This window comes from Enterococcus gallinarum NBRC 100675, assembly GCF_001544275.1.
GTDB lineage: Bacteria > Bacillota > Bacilli > Lactobacillales > Enterococcaceae > Enterococcus_D > Enterococcus_D gallinarum.
This window is the reverse complement of sequence record NZ_BCQE01000017.1, coordinates 36,803-51,143: the sequence shown is the minus strand read 5'-3', so window position 1 is coordinate 51,143 and position 14,341 is coordinate 36,803. Positions and strand designations below refer to the sequence as shown.

Sequence of the window (14,341 nt, the reverse complement as noted above, 5' to 3'; positions counted from 1 at the left end):
GAAAGGGGCTTTCTTTCATGGCAGAAGAAACAAAGAAAACATATGACAAAGCTGTTGCCGAATTTATCAAAGAAAACAAACCAAAAGGACAAGTCGTTTATGACGAACTAACCAATCATTTAGCGACCCCTTATTCTTTAGATGCAGACGCAATGGACAAGCTGATCCAAAAATTGGAAGACTCAGGGATCAGTGTAGTAGATGAGAATGGGGAGCCTTCCGTTCGTAGTCTAAAGAGCAATGAAAAACAGCAAGCAACGCAACCACAAGAAGATCTTTCCGCTCCTACGGGTGTCAAGATCAATGATCCGGTACGGATGTATCTGAAAGAAATCGGACGCGTACCCTTATTGACTGCCGAAGAAGAAGTAGCCCTTGCTTTAAAAATCGAAGAAGGCGACCAAGAAGCGAAACAACGGTTAGCTGAAGCCAATTTACGTCTCGTTGTAAGTATTGCGAAACGTTACGTTGGTCGGGGGATGCAGTTTTTGGACTTGATCCAAGAAGGAAACATGGGCTTGATGAAAGCTGTTGAAAAATTCGATTACCGCAAAGGATTCAAGTTCTCGACTTATGCCACTTGGTGGATTCGTCAAGCAATCACTCGTGCTATTGCCGACCAAGCACGGACGATTCGGATTCCAGTCCATATGGTGGAAACAATCAATAAATTGATTCGAATCCAACGGCAATTACTGCAAGATCTAGGTCGCGAACCGACGCCGGAAGAAATCGGAGCAGAAATGGATCTGCCAACTGAAAAAGTACGTGAAATCTTGAAAATCGCACAAGAGCCAGTTTCATTGGAAACACCGATCGGTGAAGAGGATGATTCCCATCTAGGCGATTTTATCGAAGATCAAGATGCGACAAGTCCCGCCGAACATGCAGCTTACGAATTGTTGAAAGAACAACTGGAAGATGTACTGGATACGTTGACCGATCGTGAAGAAAATGTTTTGCGATTGCGTTTTGGTATCGATGATGGTCGGACACGCACTTTAGAAGAAGTCGGAAAAGTTTTTGGTGTAACGAGAGAACGGATTCGTCAGATCGAAGCAAAAGCGTTACGTAAATTACGCCATCCATCCCGCTCAAAACAATTAAAAGATTTTCTAGAATAAAACTGAGACCACAAAGACTTTTCCAAGAAGTATCCTTGGAGAAGTCTTTTTCTTGTGGTTTAGCGAACTTTCGTAGGAAAAGTAATGAACTTAATAAAAACGTAACGAAGCAAGTGTTGGCTAATTGCTTTGAATATGATAAATTTAATTTTGTGAATCATTTACACGAAGGTGAATCATTTTGGTACAGAGAGTTTTTTCACCAAAGCCAGTGAATAAAGGGCAAGTCTATAAGTGTGATATTCTGTAGTAAAATGAAACCTTTCAACGATGAACAGATAACTGCCGAAGCAGGTTCAAAATAAAAGGAGCAAATTCGAACAAATGATGAAAACATGTCCTCAATGTGGATTTGAATCAATTGATGCACAAAAGAAATGTCCAAACTGCGGCTTTGAGTTTGTTAAAGCAGATGAGGCAAATGAAAAAGAAGCCCCTCATACGAATGAGACGGTATCCGAAAAGAATCCGCAGCAAAATGATGATATCCGCTGGTCTGATTTTAAAGATGTTCCCTTAGGTGAATTAATTGAACATTTCGAAGACAAGAATGAAACTGATGAGTCAAAGAACAATCAGTCAGAAGACGACGTAAACGTGCAAGAGCTGATAACGAACCCAAATATAGAACAGACACCCGTTTCAAAAGAAACGCTATCAGATGCGTCCGAAACGATCGAATCACAGTCACTTGAACATCAGTCAGCAGAACAATCGATGCACGCTGGAAATGAAAGCAATGAAGCATCTGGATCAGACAAAGGAATCCAATCGATCACAGAAAGTTCCGCAGAGCCCAATGATTTAGTAGATTCAGCCGAGGTCCCTGAAGATCACGATTCGGCTATTTTATCTGCTTATATTCGTCAACATAAAAATTCAGAGATGGATGAAGATGCGACAGATGTTCCAGTGATACCGGAAGTCACGGACGATAAAAAGGCTCTTCCTCTAACGGAGGAACAATCTCAATCTGGATTAGAAGATGAACAAACTGATACTGCAGCGATTACTGAATCTTCAGAAAGTCCTCAATCAACAGAGAGTCCGCAACCGAAAATTGAAGCAGAAGAAACAAAGTTTGCCGAAATTCCAGAGAAAACAGCGGTATCTGAAAATACGAAGAGTAAAACCGATCCACTGCCCAAAAATAAAAAGTCACGCAAAAAATTCTATGTAGCGGCTGCGGCGTTGGTACTTGTTTCTGCAGGTGGCTGGTATTATTACGAAGAGACCGCTCGTCAAGGACAAATTGCGACAGCAAGTGAGCTGGATCAGATCGAAGCGGATCTAGCCGATTTTTATACCGACGATAACCAAGAATTTATCAAAGCAGACAAAACAACTACGCAATTGAAGGCATTGACTGATCGACTAGCCAAGTATAAAACGGAAAGCCGTTACCCGGACTTGTTGGCTCAATCTGAAACAATCAAAGAAAAGATGGCGACTCTTTCGGAAATCAATGGGTATTTCGCTAGTCCAGTGATCATTGAAGATCAATTGCAGAAGGTTTCCTTAAAAGAACCTTCTGCAGTGACCATGTCAAAAAGAACATCTGAAACACCATTCGATCAATTAGTGAATCGGGCGATTGATCAAGGGCAAAAAGAGTATGCCCAGATCGAAGAAGTACAAAATGCAGTCAAAAGCACGGTTGCTTTGAATAAAGAGGGTGAACTTTCTGACAAAGTCACACGAAAAAGCTACAATGATTTAGTGAAGAAGATCGATGCATTGCCGATTGCTTCTTTAAAAGAGCAATTGACCGCTGAGATAGCACCGATTGATTCTGCACTGAAGAAAAAAGAAGCTGCCGCGAAGGCTGCTAAAGAGAAGGCGGCCCAAGAAGCAGCTCAGGCACAAGCGGAAAAAGCCGCCGCAGCTCAAGAAACAACTACGGCTAACGATAGCCAGTCTTCTGAAGCTGATTATGTATTATCGCCAAATACCCCAACGAATACCAATAATCAACCAATCATTCCAGCACGTGCAAGTGATTTGGCAGACTCTAGCAATCCGGCTTGGAATTGGGCGCCTGGTGTCCAAGAAAAGATCATTGCAACCGCAATTGCTCGCGGCTATGTCGTTGAAGGGGGTTATACCTTTGAGCGCGTACGAATCGTGAATGGAGAAGGTTACTATAATTTTTATGCAACCAACAACCAAGGCTCCTTGTTGAAAGGGACCGGTGATTCCGCTTTTCCAATGTATCTCTTTACAGTGAATGCCAAAACCGGGTATTTCCGTGGAAATGGAAATGACCATACGATTCGGTGATGGTGACACTTAGAAAATTTTCAGCATAATTACATTATTGAATCAAAAACAGCTTGTTTCTCCTCCGGCTTTTCGATATGATGGATGATAATCAATCGGAAACGGAGGTTTTTTTGTTGCAGAAAATTGAAAGATATGAACAGTTCAGTGATGGAGTTATTGCCTGCATTCCAACGATTCTGGGTTATTTAGGCATTGGTTTTGCAATGGGGGTCGTGGGAAAAGGAATCGGCTTGACGGTCATTGAAGTCCTCTTGATGTCGATCATTGTCTATGCTGGAAGTGCCCAGTTTATCATCTGTGCCCTTTTGGCTATTCAAGCACCGTTTACTTCGATCGTTGCGACAGTTTTCTTAGTAAACTTACGCCACTTTTTGATGAGTTTATCGGTGGCACCTTATTTCCGTTCTGCTTCATTAGTGTCAGGAATTGGCATCGGCACATTGCTGACAGACGAATCCTATGGAGTTTTAACGACAGCTTTGCAACAAAACAAACCGATCACTACCCGGTGGACCCACGGGTTGAATGTCATGGCCTATTTAAGTTGGATCTTTGCCACTTTCTTAGGAGCGTTGTTAGGGTCATATATTCCGGATCCTGAAGCATTAGGACTGGACTTTGCACTAGTGGCTATGTTTGTTGGCTTATTCCTTTTTCAAGTAGAGTTGCCTTTAAAAAAGAAGACCAAGCAGACGGTGCTGGTGCTAGCCGCTGTGGTAATTTCATTGGTCCTTTTTATGCGAATTTCAACAGCTGAAGTAGCCGTGATTGCTGCCACTTTGATTGGATGTTTGATAGGGACGGTGACACATCATGATTGATTTTGTTATACTGATGATAGCTTGTGGTGTCGTTACTTGGATACCTCGGGTGCTGCCGTTTTTATTTTCGAAGAAATTAGTTTTTCCTGAAAAATTCACGATCTTTCTAAGCTACTTGCCCCTTTGTATTCTTGGGGCGCTGCTTGTTCAAAACCTGTTGGTTTTTCGTGAAGGACAATTTCCGTTGCTTAAAGTCAAAGAAACCGTTGCTTGTTTACCAGCGCTAGTGGTCGGTTATTATACAAAAGATTTGATGAAGATCGTTGTTACAGGCGTCATCACGATGGCGGCGATTCGATTCTTTTTCTAGTAAATCATTTCTAAGGAGAGAAAAAATGAAAGACTTATTGGCATCCGTTTTTAGCGGATTGATCATTGATGAGAATGATCAAAATTACTTTGTACAAAAAAATGGTCTGACTTTTCGCTTATCAAAAGCAGAAGGTGAGCACCATCTTGGAGAAGCTGTGGAGGGCTTTGGTTATCAGAATCAAAAACAAGAACTCGTAATCACTACGGAGATTCCTAAAAGCCGCCAAGGACATTATGCTTTCGGAACTGTCACGGACAGTCGTCGAGATCTAGGCGTCTTTGTCGATATTGGTCTCAAAGATAAAGATATGGTGGTATCATTAGATGAATTACCAACAATGCGGGAACTTTGGCCAAAGAAAGGCGATCGCTTGATGGTCAGCTTGACGGTGGATGAAAAGGATCGAATCTGGGCCTCTTTAGCGGATGAAAAGATTTTTAAAGCATTGAGTAAACGTGGTTCAGAGACGTTGAAGAATGCCGACATTACAGGGACAGTCTATCGCTTGAAACTTGCGGGAACTTACTTGCTCACGGAAGATTTCTACATTGGCTTTATCCATCCTTCCGAAAGATACCAAGAACCACGTTTAGGTGAAGTTGTCTCAGGACGAGTAATTGGTGTTCGCCCAGATGGTGTTCTGAATTTATCATTGAAGCCTCGTGCTTATGAAGCAATTTCAAATGATGCCGCTATGATCATGACATTCTTGGATCGAGCTGCAGATCATCGTATTCCTTTTACGGATAAATCGACACCAGAAGAGATTCTACAGACATTCGGTATCAGTAAAGGCCAATTCAAGCGGGCGATCGGTACCTTGATGAAGCAGCGTTTAGTGGAACAAAAAGACGGCTTCACCATCAAGGTCGAAAAATCCAATTGAGAATGCTTGTATCTTTTCTCATTCTAATTTATAATGATTACAATATTATCTAAGAGTTAACGTCTCTTAGATTAGAATCGTTATAAATTAGCGATGTATGGAGGCCTGTATGAATACAACTGCTGCTTTAAAGAAGACAAAAAAACAACTTCATGAATCAGGATTTAAATTGACTCCACAACGAGAAGCTACCTTGTTGGTTCTTTTGGAGAATGAGAAAGATCATTTATCTGCAGAAGAAATTTTCTTTTTTGTGCGCAAAAAAAGTCCAGAAATCGGACTAGCCACAGTGTATCGTACATTAGAAATCTTAACTGATCTAAAAATCGTGGACAAGGTGAGTTTTAATGACGGCGTTTCTCGTTACGATCTGCGTAAAGAAGGCGCAAAGCATTTCCATCACCATCTGCTTTGTTTAGAGTGTGGCAGTATAGAAGAAGTAGAAGAAGATCTGCTGACAGGTGTCGAAGACATCGTAGAGAAAAAATACCATTTTCTAGTAAAAGACCACCGATTGACTTTTCATGGAGTGTGTCAGAAGTGTCAGGCAAAAAATGCAGCGAAGTTGAGTGAAGCGTAATTGCTCCTCAGCTTTTTTTGTGGTTGAACTACTATCATATCAAGCTTTAATTTGTTATGATAAAGAAGTTGAAAGTAGGGGGGACGTGTATGAAAGAACAGATCATCGATTATTTGCATTATCTGACGATTGAGCGGGGGCTATCCCAAAATACTCGTAAAAGTTATGAGCGCGACCTAGAGCAATACCTTACATTTTTGACGGAACAGCACATCAAAGATTGGCAGGCGGTGGATCGTGTCTTGATCCTCTCTTTTTTGCAGCAATTGCAGCAATCAGGGAAATCTTCGGCGACCATTATTCGAATGGTATCAAGCTTGAGAAGGTTTCATCAATTTCTCCGTCAAGAACGCTTTACGGATCATGATCCTATGCAGCACATCGATTCCCCGAAAAAACAACAGAAACTGCCTGATACATTGAGCCTTTCTGAGGTTGAGCGCTTGATCGAGACACCGGATACCAAAGAAGTGTTGGGAATCCGCGATCGTGCGATTTTAGAAGTGATGTATGCTACCGGCCTTCGGGTCAGTGAACTGATCGGGTTGCAACTGAAAGACCTTCATTTAAGCATGGGTCTGTTGCAGACGACAGGGAAAGGTGACAAGGAACGAATCGTTCCTTTAGGAGATCTGGCGATTCAGTGGATCGAAACTTACTTGGAAGAAGCACGCCCTTTTTTGACTCGGAAACATCCAGAAGAGAGTCATCTTTTTGTCAATAATCATGGGAAACAACTTTCTCGTCAAGGAATCTGGAAAAACTTAAAGGCCCTCGTGCGCAAGGCAGGCATTACAAAAAACGTGACGCCACATACGCTAAGGCATAGTTTTGCCACCCATTTGCTGGAAAATGGTGCCGATTTGCGTACCGTCCAAGAATTATTAGGGCATGTAGATATATCCACGACACAGATCTATACTCATATTACGAAAAAAAGGATGACGGAAGTGTATAAGCAGCACTTTCCTCGTGCCTAGAAATAGAGGAAGACATGGAAGAAATCAATATCAAACTAGATGTCTTTGAGGGACCGTTGGATCTGTTGCTGCATCTGATCCAAAAATTGGAGATCGATGTCTATGATATTCCAATTGCAGCGATCACCGAACAATATATGCAATATATTCATGCAATGAAAAGTTTAGAGTTAGAAGTTGCCGGAGAATACTTGGTGATGGCTGCTACACTGATGGCGATCAAAAGCCAGATGCTGCTGCCAAAACAAGAGATCTTGATTGAAGAAATCGATCCTTATGAAGAAGATCCAAGGGATATGCTGGTTGCTCAGCTATTGGAATACCGTAAATACAAATACGCAGCCGAACAATTATCCGAAAAAGCGGAAGAACGAAGTTTATACTTTACGAAAGATCCGATGGATGTCGATGCCTATAAAGAAAAAAGTGATGAATTGGCAGCCAACCGGTTCAACACGATCGATTTATTCTTGGCTTTTCATAAAATGCTTGAAAAGAAAAAGAGTCGGAAAGTACTGGAGACAAAGATCACACCAGATGAAAGTACCATTGATGAAAAAATGGCGACGATCCAATTGGAAATGCAGCAACGAAATGCCAAAAAAGGACGACGTTTTGATTCTTTTTTCGCCAATTACAGCAAAACAGAAGTCGTTACGACTTTCATGGCATTATTAGAATTAATGAAAAAAGGATATATTCGAGTAGAGCAAGAAGGAAACTATGAATCGATCTTGCTTTACCCAGCAGGTAAAACAGATGAGTAAATATAGTGAAATAGAAGCGATTCTCTTTGTCGTAGGAGATGAAGGGATCGGATTAGAAGAATTAAGCTACTTAGTCAATAGCAAAACTGCGGCTGTCTATCAGTACTTGCAAGAATTGAATCAGCGTTATGAAGAAAATGAAGATTCAGCATTGCATATTTTAGAAGTTGGAAATCATTTTGTTTTGTCCACAAAGAAAGAAGTCGCACCGTTATTAAAGAAATACGCAGAATCGCCAATGGGCAACTCTCTTTCGCAAGCTGCGTTAGAGACATTGTCGATCATTGCCTACAAGCAACCGATCACACGAATCGAAGTAGAAGAGATTCGTGGGGTCCAGTCCAGCGGCTCCGTACAGAAATTAGTCGCAAAACGATTGATCGAGGAAAAAGGCCGTGTTGATGGACCAGGTCGAGCAATTTTATATGGAACCACTGAATACTTCATGGATTACTTTGGCCTGAAATCATTAGCCGAATTACCTGATATTCAAGCAATGGAAGACGAACTCGAAGAAGATGGACCAGTGGATCTTTTTTATGATCGTTACAAACAAGAAGGAGACTCATAATGGAACGTTTGCAAAAAGTAATCGCACATGCTGGAATCACTTCTCGCAGAAAAGCAGAAGAGTTGATCGTGTCAGGTCGTGTCAGTGTCAATGGTCAAATTGTTAAGGAACTAGGAGTACAGGTGAGTGCCAAAGATCGTGTGGAAGTTGACGGCGTCCCAATTGAACAAGAATCGCCCGTTTACTATATGCTCTATAAACCACGTGGCGTAATCTCAGCAGTAACTGACGATAAAAAAAGGAAAGTTGTTTTAGACTTTTTTACTGAAGTTCCAGAACGTCTCTACCCAATCGGACGATTGGATTATGATACTTCAGGTTTATTGTTGCTGACCAATGACGGCGATCTTTCACAAAAACTGATGCATCCAAAACACGAAGTGGATAAAGTCTATGTGGCAAAAGTAAAAGGAATCGCTGATAAAAAACAACTATTGCCCTTGTCTAGAGGAATTCGGATCGAAGGCAAGAAAACCGCACCGGCTCGCTTTGAGATTTTGTCGACAGACGCTGCTACTCAAACAAGTATCGTCCAATTGACGATTCATGAAGGCCGTAATCACCAAGTGAAAAATATGCTTAAAGCGGTTGGTTTACCGGTCCAAAAATTGAAACGGGAAATGTATGGCTCGTTGACATTAGCTGGGTTGCGCCCTGGAGAGTATCGGGAGTTGACGAAAAAAGAAGTCAATGAATTAAAAAACCAAGTGAAATAACCAGCACACAGCAAAAGATGCTTAAAAAATTTGTCAATCGAGAATTTTTGTGTATAATGGAACATGTATTATAAATAAAAGGTTCGTCTTCAGGGGCAGGGTGCAATTCCCGACCGGTGGTGATAGTCCACGACCTACTTCTTTTGAAGTAGCTGAATCGGTGAAATTCCGATACCGACAGTAAAGTCTGGATAAAGAAGATAGAGCGTATTTGATTTGCCTATGGTTTTTCAAATGCCCTCTTTTTCCCTGTGGAAAAAGAGGGCATTTTTTACTTTGTCTGGCGCCGACAAGTAAGGAATCAAGGAAATTTAATAGGTTCGTTTGAAGAGGAATCCTGAACTTAGGAGGATTTGTATTAATGAACAACAAAACAAGAAAAATGGTAACAATAGCAATGTGTGCAGCAATGGGAACAGTCTTACAGTTTATTGCGTTTCCCATCATCCCGGCGTTTAGCTTTTTGAAAATCGATTTTAGCGATATTCCAGTAATGATCGTCATGTTTTTATTCGGTCCTTTTGCTGGCGTGGCAACCGCGTTTCTACGTTCTCTCTTACACTTGTTTCTATCTGGTTTTTCACCAGCAGATCTCGTGGGAGACACGGCAAGTTTCTTGGCATCCTGTGTCTTCACTTTGCCAATGTACTACTTTTTCCGTAAAGGGATCCATGCGAAAAATAAATTCGTGGGAGTGGTCACAGGAATTCTCGCATTAACTGCTTTTATGAGTATTGCCAATCTATATGTCATCACACCATTGTACCTGCGCTTCTTTGGTGTTACAGCAGATCAATTCCTTGGCATGTCATTAGCTCGTTATGTCAGCATCGGTATTATTCCTTTTAACTTGATCAAAGGAGTTATCGTCAGTGGGGTCTTCTTGATCCTTCATGCGAAGTTGTTGCCTTGGTTGGCTCGTAAACAACCGCAACATTCACCAGTTGGAAAATAATAAAAAAGATCGTGTGTTGCTTTTTGAGCAAACGCGATCTTTTTATTTTTCTAACAGTATCGCCCGAGTAGGACACTTTTTATATGCAGCTAAGACTTTTTCTTGCTGATCTTCTATGATAAACTGTTGCCGAGCGGCTGGTTCTTGAGCAAATAAGACGATACCGTCTTCATCATAATCAAAAATATCAGGGGCACAGACCGCACATAATCCACAAGCGATACAGCGCTCAGGAATGATTTTGCAGCGTTGAGACATGGAATTGTTTCCTTTCTGGAGGTAAGTATAGACATATGGATGCTTTTATTTTAGCGTTGTTTCATCATTCTGACAAGTTGCGTCCGTCAACCATTTATCAAATACTTTATGGCAAACGAACGAGTTCAGTATTGAGTTATGCTTTTTTTTATGATCGCTTAGGTTACTTTCAAGCGATGCCGAATCTTGAAGAAGATGAATTTAATAAAAGAATCACGGCGCTGATTGCTGCCAAACAACTTGTAGCAGATGAAAAAGGGTTTCTCCAGACAGTTGCACCTGCAGCGCTTACTGAAGTAGAGACACTCTGCCGTCATTTAAATTACTTTCAATTCGGTCGCCGGGGGGAACAGATGTGGCGCTTGGTACAGCTGCTTGTTCAAGCGGCTGCTTTTCAAGGAATTAGTAATCGATATATTCCTGTGGAGAACACTCCTATGTTCACAGAACCGGTGCGGCAGCTGATTCGGCAGCACCCAAAATTGAAGCAGGCGTTGTTTACTGAGCTTTGGACAGTCTTCGAACAGATTCCGGGTGAATTTGCCGACTTTTTGGCAGGGACGTTGACAGGACCTGAGCAAATTGGTCAGACTTTTTTTCAGCTGTTACCGGATAACTACCAAAAAATGCCTTGGAATCAGTTTTTTCCAGCGGCAGCGATCCACTGCTTTTTGTCAGTGGCAAATAAGCAATCTCCTCTTTTAGCAGCAGGGTTAAAACCGTTTTATCAAGAAAACCTCAACCAAAGCATGCTGAAGACCCGTCGCTTATTTCTCAGCGGGAAGTCGATTGAGGAAATCATGGAACTTAGACAGATCAAGCGAGGAACAGTCAACGATCACTTGATCGAATGGGCGATCATCGATGATCAGTTTCCCTATCACTATTTTGCCACAAAGCAGCAGTTCCCTCCATTGTCATGGAAATTGCCTTATCACATTCTTCAAAAAGAAGTGCCGCTGGATTTTTTAAGTATCCGAATCAATCAAATTGCACAAAAGCGAGGGATCCTATGTTAGAACAGGCACTCAAACACTATTTTGGTCATTCCCATTTTCGGACAGGTCAAAAAGAAGTGATCCAATCGGTTCTGAATCATCAGGATACATTAGCAATCATGCCCACTGGTAACGGCAAAAGCTTATGCTATCAACTGCCGGGCTATTTGCTGGAAGGGTTGGTAGTAATCGTATCACCATTGCTTTCTTTGATGGAAGATCAAGTGTATAGTTTGCAAAAAAATGGTGAGAGACGAGCGATCGCTTTTAACAGTCTCTTGTCATTTGCTGAACGAAAATTTGTTCTTAGCCATCTACAGCAGTATAAATTTCTATTTATTAGTCCCGAGATGCTTGTTCAAAAGACGATTCTCCAAGCATTGGCAAATAGTAGAATCGCATTGCTGGTCGTAGATGAGGCACACTGTGTCTCTCAGTGGGGGATCGATTTTCGACCAGAATACCTTCAGCTAGCTGCGGTCAAACGACAATTAAAAGCACCAACGACTCTGGCTTTGACTGCCACGGCAACCGAACAGGTGGCACAAGATATTCAACAAAACCTTTTAGGAAAAACGCATCACGTTTTTCGCTATGGAATGGATCGCAAAAATATTGGACTGATCGTTGATAAAAGCGCCGAAGAAAAAGACACGCTTTTAATGCATTACTTGCAGCAATTGTCAGGTGCGGGAATTATTTATTGTGCCACTAGAAACAAGGTGGAAGAACTTTATCAAAAATTACGCGGCAAGTATTCTGTGGGGTATTATCACGGCGGATTAGCCAGTGATCAACGTAAAGTCCTTCAGCAGCAGTTTAGTCGGAACGAGCTGCAGTTATTGATCGCCACAAATGCTTTTGGAATGGGGATCAATAAACAAGATATTCGCTTTGTGATCCATTATGATCTGCCGGATTCGTTAGAAAACTATAGTCAAGAAATTGGCCGAGCAGGTCGAGATGGCAAGCAAAGCTATGCGATCTTACTCTATCGTCCTGGAGACGAAACCATCCATTATTTCTTTCAAAAGGAACTAAGTGCAGAAAGGGAACAGCTGGAAATGACGCCACAATCTTTGATGCTTTCCCCATTGCAGGAAAAATGGCAAGCAAAAATCAATGAGTATGGTGCCAACAAATGGTTTGCTATTTTAAAGCAAAATGAGTGGGAAAAAAAGCAGCAGCTAAAAACGATGCTCGAATACATTCACTGTACTAGTTGTCGACGGTGTTTTTTATTGGCTCATTTTGACGAAGAAAAACAACCGCTTGACCAGTGTTGTGATATCGATGGTATTGAAATTCAGCTTGACCAAAAGGAATTCAAGCCGCAAAGAAAGAACTCATGGCAGGAACGTTTACTAAAAATTTTTAAAGAAACAAATTGAATCGTTTTTTAAAAGACAGTTCGATTCAAGCTATGTTATAATACATCGGAAGGATATTAGGAGGTAATACGAGTGAGCAAGAAAGACAAAAACTTTAATTCAGAAAATCAAGAACCGTGGGAACAACCAATTTATGATACAGAATATGAAGATTCTGTCTCACGATCACAACAGCGGAAACAAAAACGCGGGAATTCACTCTTTTTGACGATCGTCTTAGTTTTACTTTTCTTGATCGTTGCAATTCCTGTTGGCGCGGGGATTTGGGTCTTAAACCGCTCAAATGATACAGCGACTGTTGCCTCATCAACAAGTAGCAGTACAGTTGCCAGCACAGAATCATCGACTGTTGAGTCATCGACAAAAGTCAGTGAATCATCTACTTCCAGCAGTAGTTCGTCATCATCATCTTCCTCATCTGAAAGCAGTGAGTCTGAAGAGCCAGCGAACAGTGAAGCAGAAGGAAACAACACCCAGAACAATCAGGGAAATGCAGACCAAGGAACGACGAATCAAGGTGCAGCGAATCAGGGAGAAACCAACCAAGGAACAGAGCAATATACGACTGTTCAAGCTGGTGAAGGTCCAGAACAAGTAGCAGCACGTACAGGTATTTCTGTCGAGACTTTGTATCAATTAAACGGGATCGATCCAAGTAATTTCATGCTTTACCCAGGCGATACATTACGAATTAAATAAAAAACCGCTTTGGCGGTTTTTTTTCTTGAAAGTTAAAAGACCGTTGATCGGTAGTTGTTGAGAAGCGAGGAGTAACAAATGAAAAAAATCAATATTGCCATCGATGGTCCAGCTTCATCGGGCAAGAGTACAGTGGCAAAAATTTTAGCTCAGCATTATGGATATGTTTATACGGATACAGGGGCAATGTACCGTAGTATCACTTATTTAGCTCTTAAAACAGGGTGCTCATTAGAAGATGAAAGCGGGCTTGTGGCATTGATCGATATTTATCCAATCACTTTTGCGCCAACAGAAACAGGACAAGATGTTTTTGTAGATGGAACAAAAGTGACAGAAGAGATTCGCCAGCCCGAGGTAACCAACGCTGTTTCCAAAGTTTCTGCTTACCAAAAAGTCCGGGAAAAACTGGTCCAACAGCAACAAAAAATTGCTGAAAATGGCGGTGTTGTGATGGATGGCCGCGACATTGGTACCGCAGTCTTACCTCAAGCGGAAGTAAAGGTTTTTCTCGTGGCGAGTGTAGAAGAACGAGCAGAAAGAAGATACAAAGAGAACCAGCAAAAAGGAATCACCACCTCCTTTGACACATTAAAAAAAGAAATCGAGCAAAGGGATTATTTAGATTCTCATCGAGAAATCTCTCCCTTGAAACAAGCCGATGATGCAGTTCGCATTGATACGACAGGAATGTCCATTACAGAAGTCGTTGCAGCGATTCAGCAAATCGTTGATCAAAAAATGGAATAATCAACCACTGGCGCTAGTCGACCTAAAAAAAACAGAACCGAACGATTCTCACGAGAAATTTCATTAAATATCGGAATTTTCGCGTAGAAATATTGTTCGAAATCTGGGGTTTTTAGGTCGGAGGGGCCAGTTTTTTTGGATGAAATAGTGATTTTGAAGCAAAATAGTGAAGGAAACGTTTTTTGAGAACAATTATTGACAGTTTTTTGTGAAAATAAGCGAAATCGCTTTATTTTTTTGGCATTCTAA

General features: G+C 41.4%; 16 protein-coding genes and 1 riboswitch. Of the genes, 15 read left to right on the top strand and 1 reads right to left on the bottom strand.

All coding sequences use genetic code 11. The features are described 5' to 3' along the window. Nucleotides 1-17 precede the first annotated feature (17 nt). The 11 genes from rpoD to EG2_RS11060 all read left to right on the top strand — a co-directional run bounded on the left by rpoD (nucleotide 18) and on the right by EG2_RS11060 (nucleotide 9,996). Nucleotides 18-1,124 (top strand): RNA polymerase sigma factor RpoD, encoded by a 1,107-nt coding sequence (rpoD, locus tag EG2_RS11110; RefSeq protein ID WP_060814811.1) that lies wholly within the window; start codon nucleotides 18-20, stop codon nucleotides 1,122-1,124. A 324-nt stretch (nucleotides 1,125-1,448) separates the two neighbouring features. After that, nucleotides 1,449-3,404 (top strand): cell division site-positioning protein MapZ family protein, encoded by a 1,956-nt coding sequence (locus EG2_RS11105; protein WP_060814810.1) that lies wholly within the window; start codon nucleotides 1,449-1,451, stop codon nucleotides 3,402-3,404. 116 nt (nucleotides 3,405-3,520) lie between these two features. Further along, the gene (locus EG2_RS11100; protein ID WP_003126799.1) at nucleotides 3,521-4,228 is read left to right on the top strand and encodes an AzlC family ABC transporter permease; all 708 of its coding nucleotides are present in this window, start codon (nucleotides 3,521-3,523) and stop codon (nucleotides 4,226-4,228) included. Next, nucleotides 4,221-4,538: an AzlD domain-containing protein gene (locus EG2_RS11095; protein WP_003126801.1), complete on the top strand. Its 318-nt coding sequence runs from the start codon at nucleotides 4,221-4,223 to the stop codon at nucleotides 4,536-4,538. The genes EG2_RS11100 and EG2_RS11095 overlap by 8 nt, the downstream gene beginning before the upstream one ends. 25 nt (nucleotides 4,539-4,563) lie before the next feature. Then, nucleotides 4,564-5,427: a CvfB family protein gene (locus EG2_RS11090; RefSeq protein WP_060814809.1), complete on the top strand. Its 864-nt coding sequence runs from the start codon at nucleotides 4,564-4,566 to the stop codon at nucleotides 5,425-5,427. A gap of 109 nt (nucleotides 5,428-5,536) precedes the next feature. After that, nucleotides 5,537-6,007: a ferric iron uptake transcriptional regulator gene (fur, locus tag EG2_RS11085; protein ID WP_060814808.1), complete on the top strand. Its 471-nt coding sequence runs from the start codon at nucleotides 5,537-5,539 to the stop codon at nucleotides 6,005-6,007. Nucleotides 6,008-6,096: 89 nt separating this feature from the next. Further along, nucleotides 6,097-6,987, top strand: a complete 891-nt coding sequence (gene xerD / locus EG2_RS11080) for a site-specific tyrosine recombinase XerD (RefSeq protein WP_060814807.1) — start codon at nucleotides 6,097-6,099, stop codon at nucleotides 6,985-6,987. A 14-nt stretch (nucleotides 6,988-7,001) separates the two neighbouring features. Then, nucleotides 7,002-7,754, top strand: coding sequence for a segregation/condensation protein A (locus EG2_RS11075; RefSeq protein ID WP_060814806.1), 753 nt, complete (start codon nucleotides 7,002-7,004; stop codon nucleotides 7,752-7,754). Then, on the top strand, nucleotides 7,747-8,325 hold the full coding sequence (gene scpB, locus EG2_RS11070) for an SMC-Scp complex subunit ScpB (RefSeq protein ID WP_003126807.1): 579 nt from the start codon (nucleotides 7,747-7,749) through the stop codon (nucleotides 8,323-8,325). The genes EG2_RS11075 and scpB overlap by 8 nt, the downstream gene beginning before the upstream one ends. Beyond that, on the top strand, nucleotides 8,325-9,041 hold the full coding sequence (locus tag EG2_RS11065) for a pseudouridine synthase (protein ID WP_060814805.1): 717 nt from the start codon (nucleotides 8,325-8,327) through the stop codon (nucleotides 9,039-9,041). The genes scpB and EG2_RS11065 overlap by 1 nt, the downstream gene beginning before the upstream one ends. A gap of 81 nt (nucleotides 9,042-9,122) precedes the next feature. Beyond that, nucleotides 9,123-9,247: riboswitch (FMN riboswitch) on the top strand. A 155-nt stretch (nucleotides 9,248-9,402) separates the two neighbouring features. Continuing rightward, nucleotides 9,403-9,996: an ECF transporter S component gene (locus EG2_RS11060; protein ID WP_003126809.1), complete on the top strand. Its 594-nt coding sequence runs from the start codon at nucleotides 9,403-9,405 to the stop codon at nucleotides 9,994-9,996. Nucleotides 9,997-10,038: 42 nt separating this feature from the next. Here EG2_RS11060 and EG2_RS11055 read toward each other — a convergent pair whose 3' ends face one another. Then, complete coding sequence (locus EG2_RS11055) at nucleotides 10,039-10,254, bottom strand: ferredoxin (protein ID WP_003126810.1); 216 nt, start codon at nucleotides 10,252-10,254, stop codon at nucleotides 10,039-10,041. 35 nt (nucleotides 10,255-10,289) lie between these two features. Here EG2_RS11055 and EG2_RS11050 point away from each other — a divergent pair, with 35 nt between their 5' ends. The 4 genes from EG2_RS11050 to cmk all read left to right on the top strand — a co-directional run bounded on the left by EG2_RS11050 (nucleotide 10,290) and on the right by cmk (nucleotide 14,092). Continuing rightward, nucleotides 10,290-11,273 (top strand): helix-turn-helix domain-containing protein, encoded by a 984-nt coding sequence (locus EG2_RS11050; RefSeq protein WP_060814804.1) that lies wholly within the window; start codon nucleotides 10,290-10,292, stop codon nucleotides 11,271-11,273. Next, the gene (locus EG2_RS11045; RefSeq protein ID WP_060814803.1) at nucleotides 11,267-12,643 is read left to right on the top strand and encodes a RecQ family ATP-dependent DNA helicase; all 1,377 of its coding nucleotides are present in this window, start codon (nucleotides 11,267-11,269) and stop codon (nucleotides 12,641-12,643) included. Before EG2_RS11050 ends, EG2_RS11045 begins: the two co-directional genes overlap by 7 nt. Before the next feature lie 72 nt (nucleotides 12,644-12,715). Continuing rightward, entirely contained in the window at nucleotides 12,716-13,342 is a 627-nt protein-coding gene (locus EG2_RS11040; RefSeq protein ID WP_060814802.1) for an SAG1386/EF1546 family surface-associated protein, read from the top strand. A gap of 78 nt (nucleotides 13,343-13,420) precedes the next feature. Next, nucleotides 13,421-14,092, top strand: a complete 672-nt coding sequence (gene cmk / locus EG2_RS11035) for a (d)CMP kinase (protein WP_060814801.1) — start codon at nucleotides 13,421-13,423, stop codon at nucleotides 14,090-14,092. The last annotated feature ends 249 nt before the right edge of the window (nucleotides 14,093-14,341 follow it).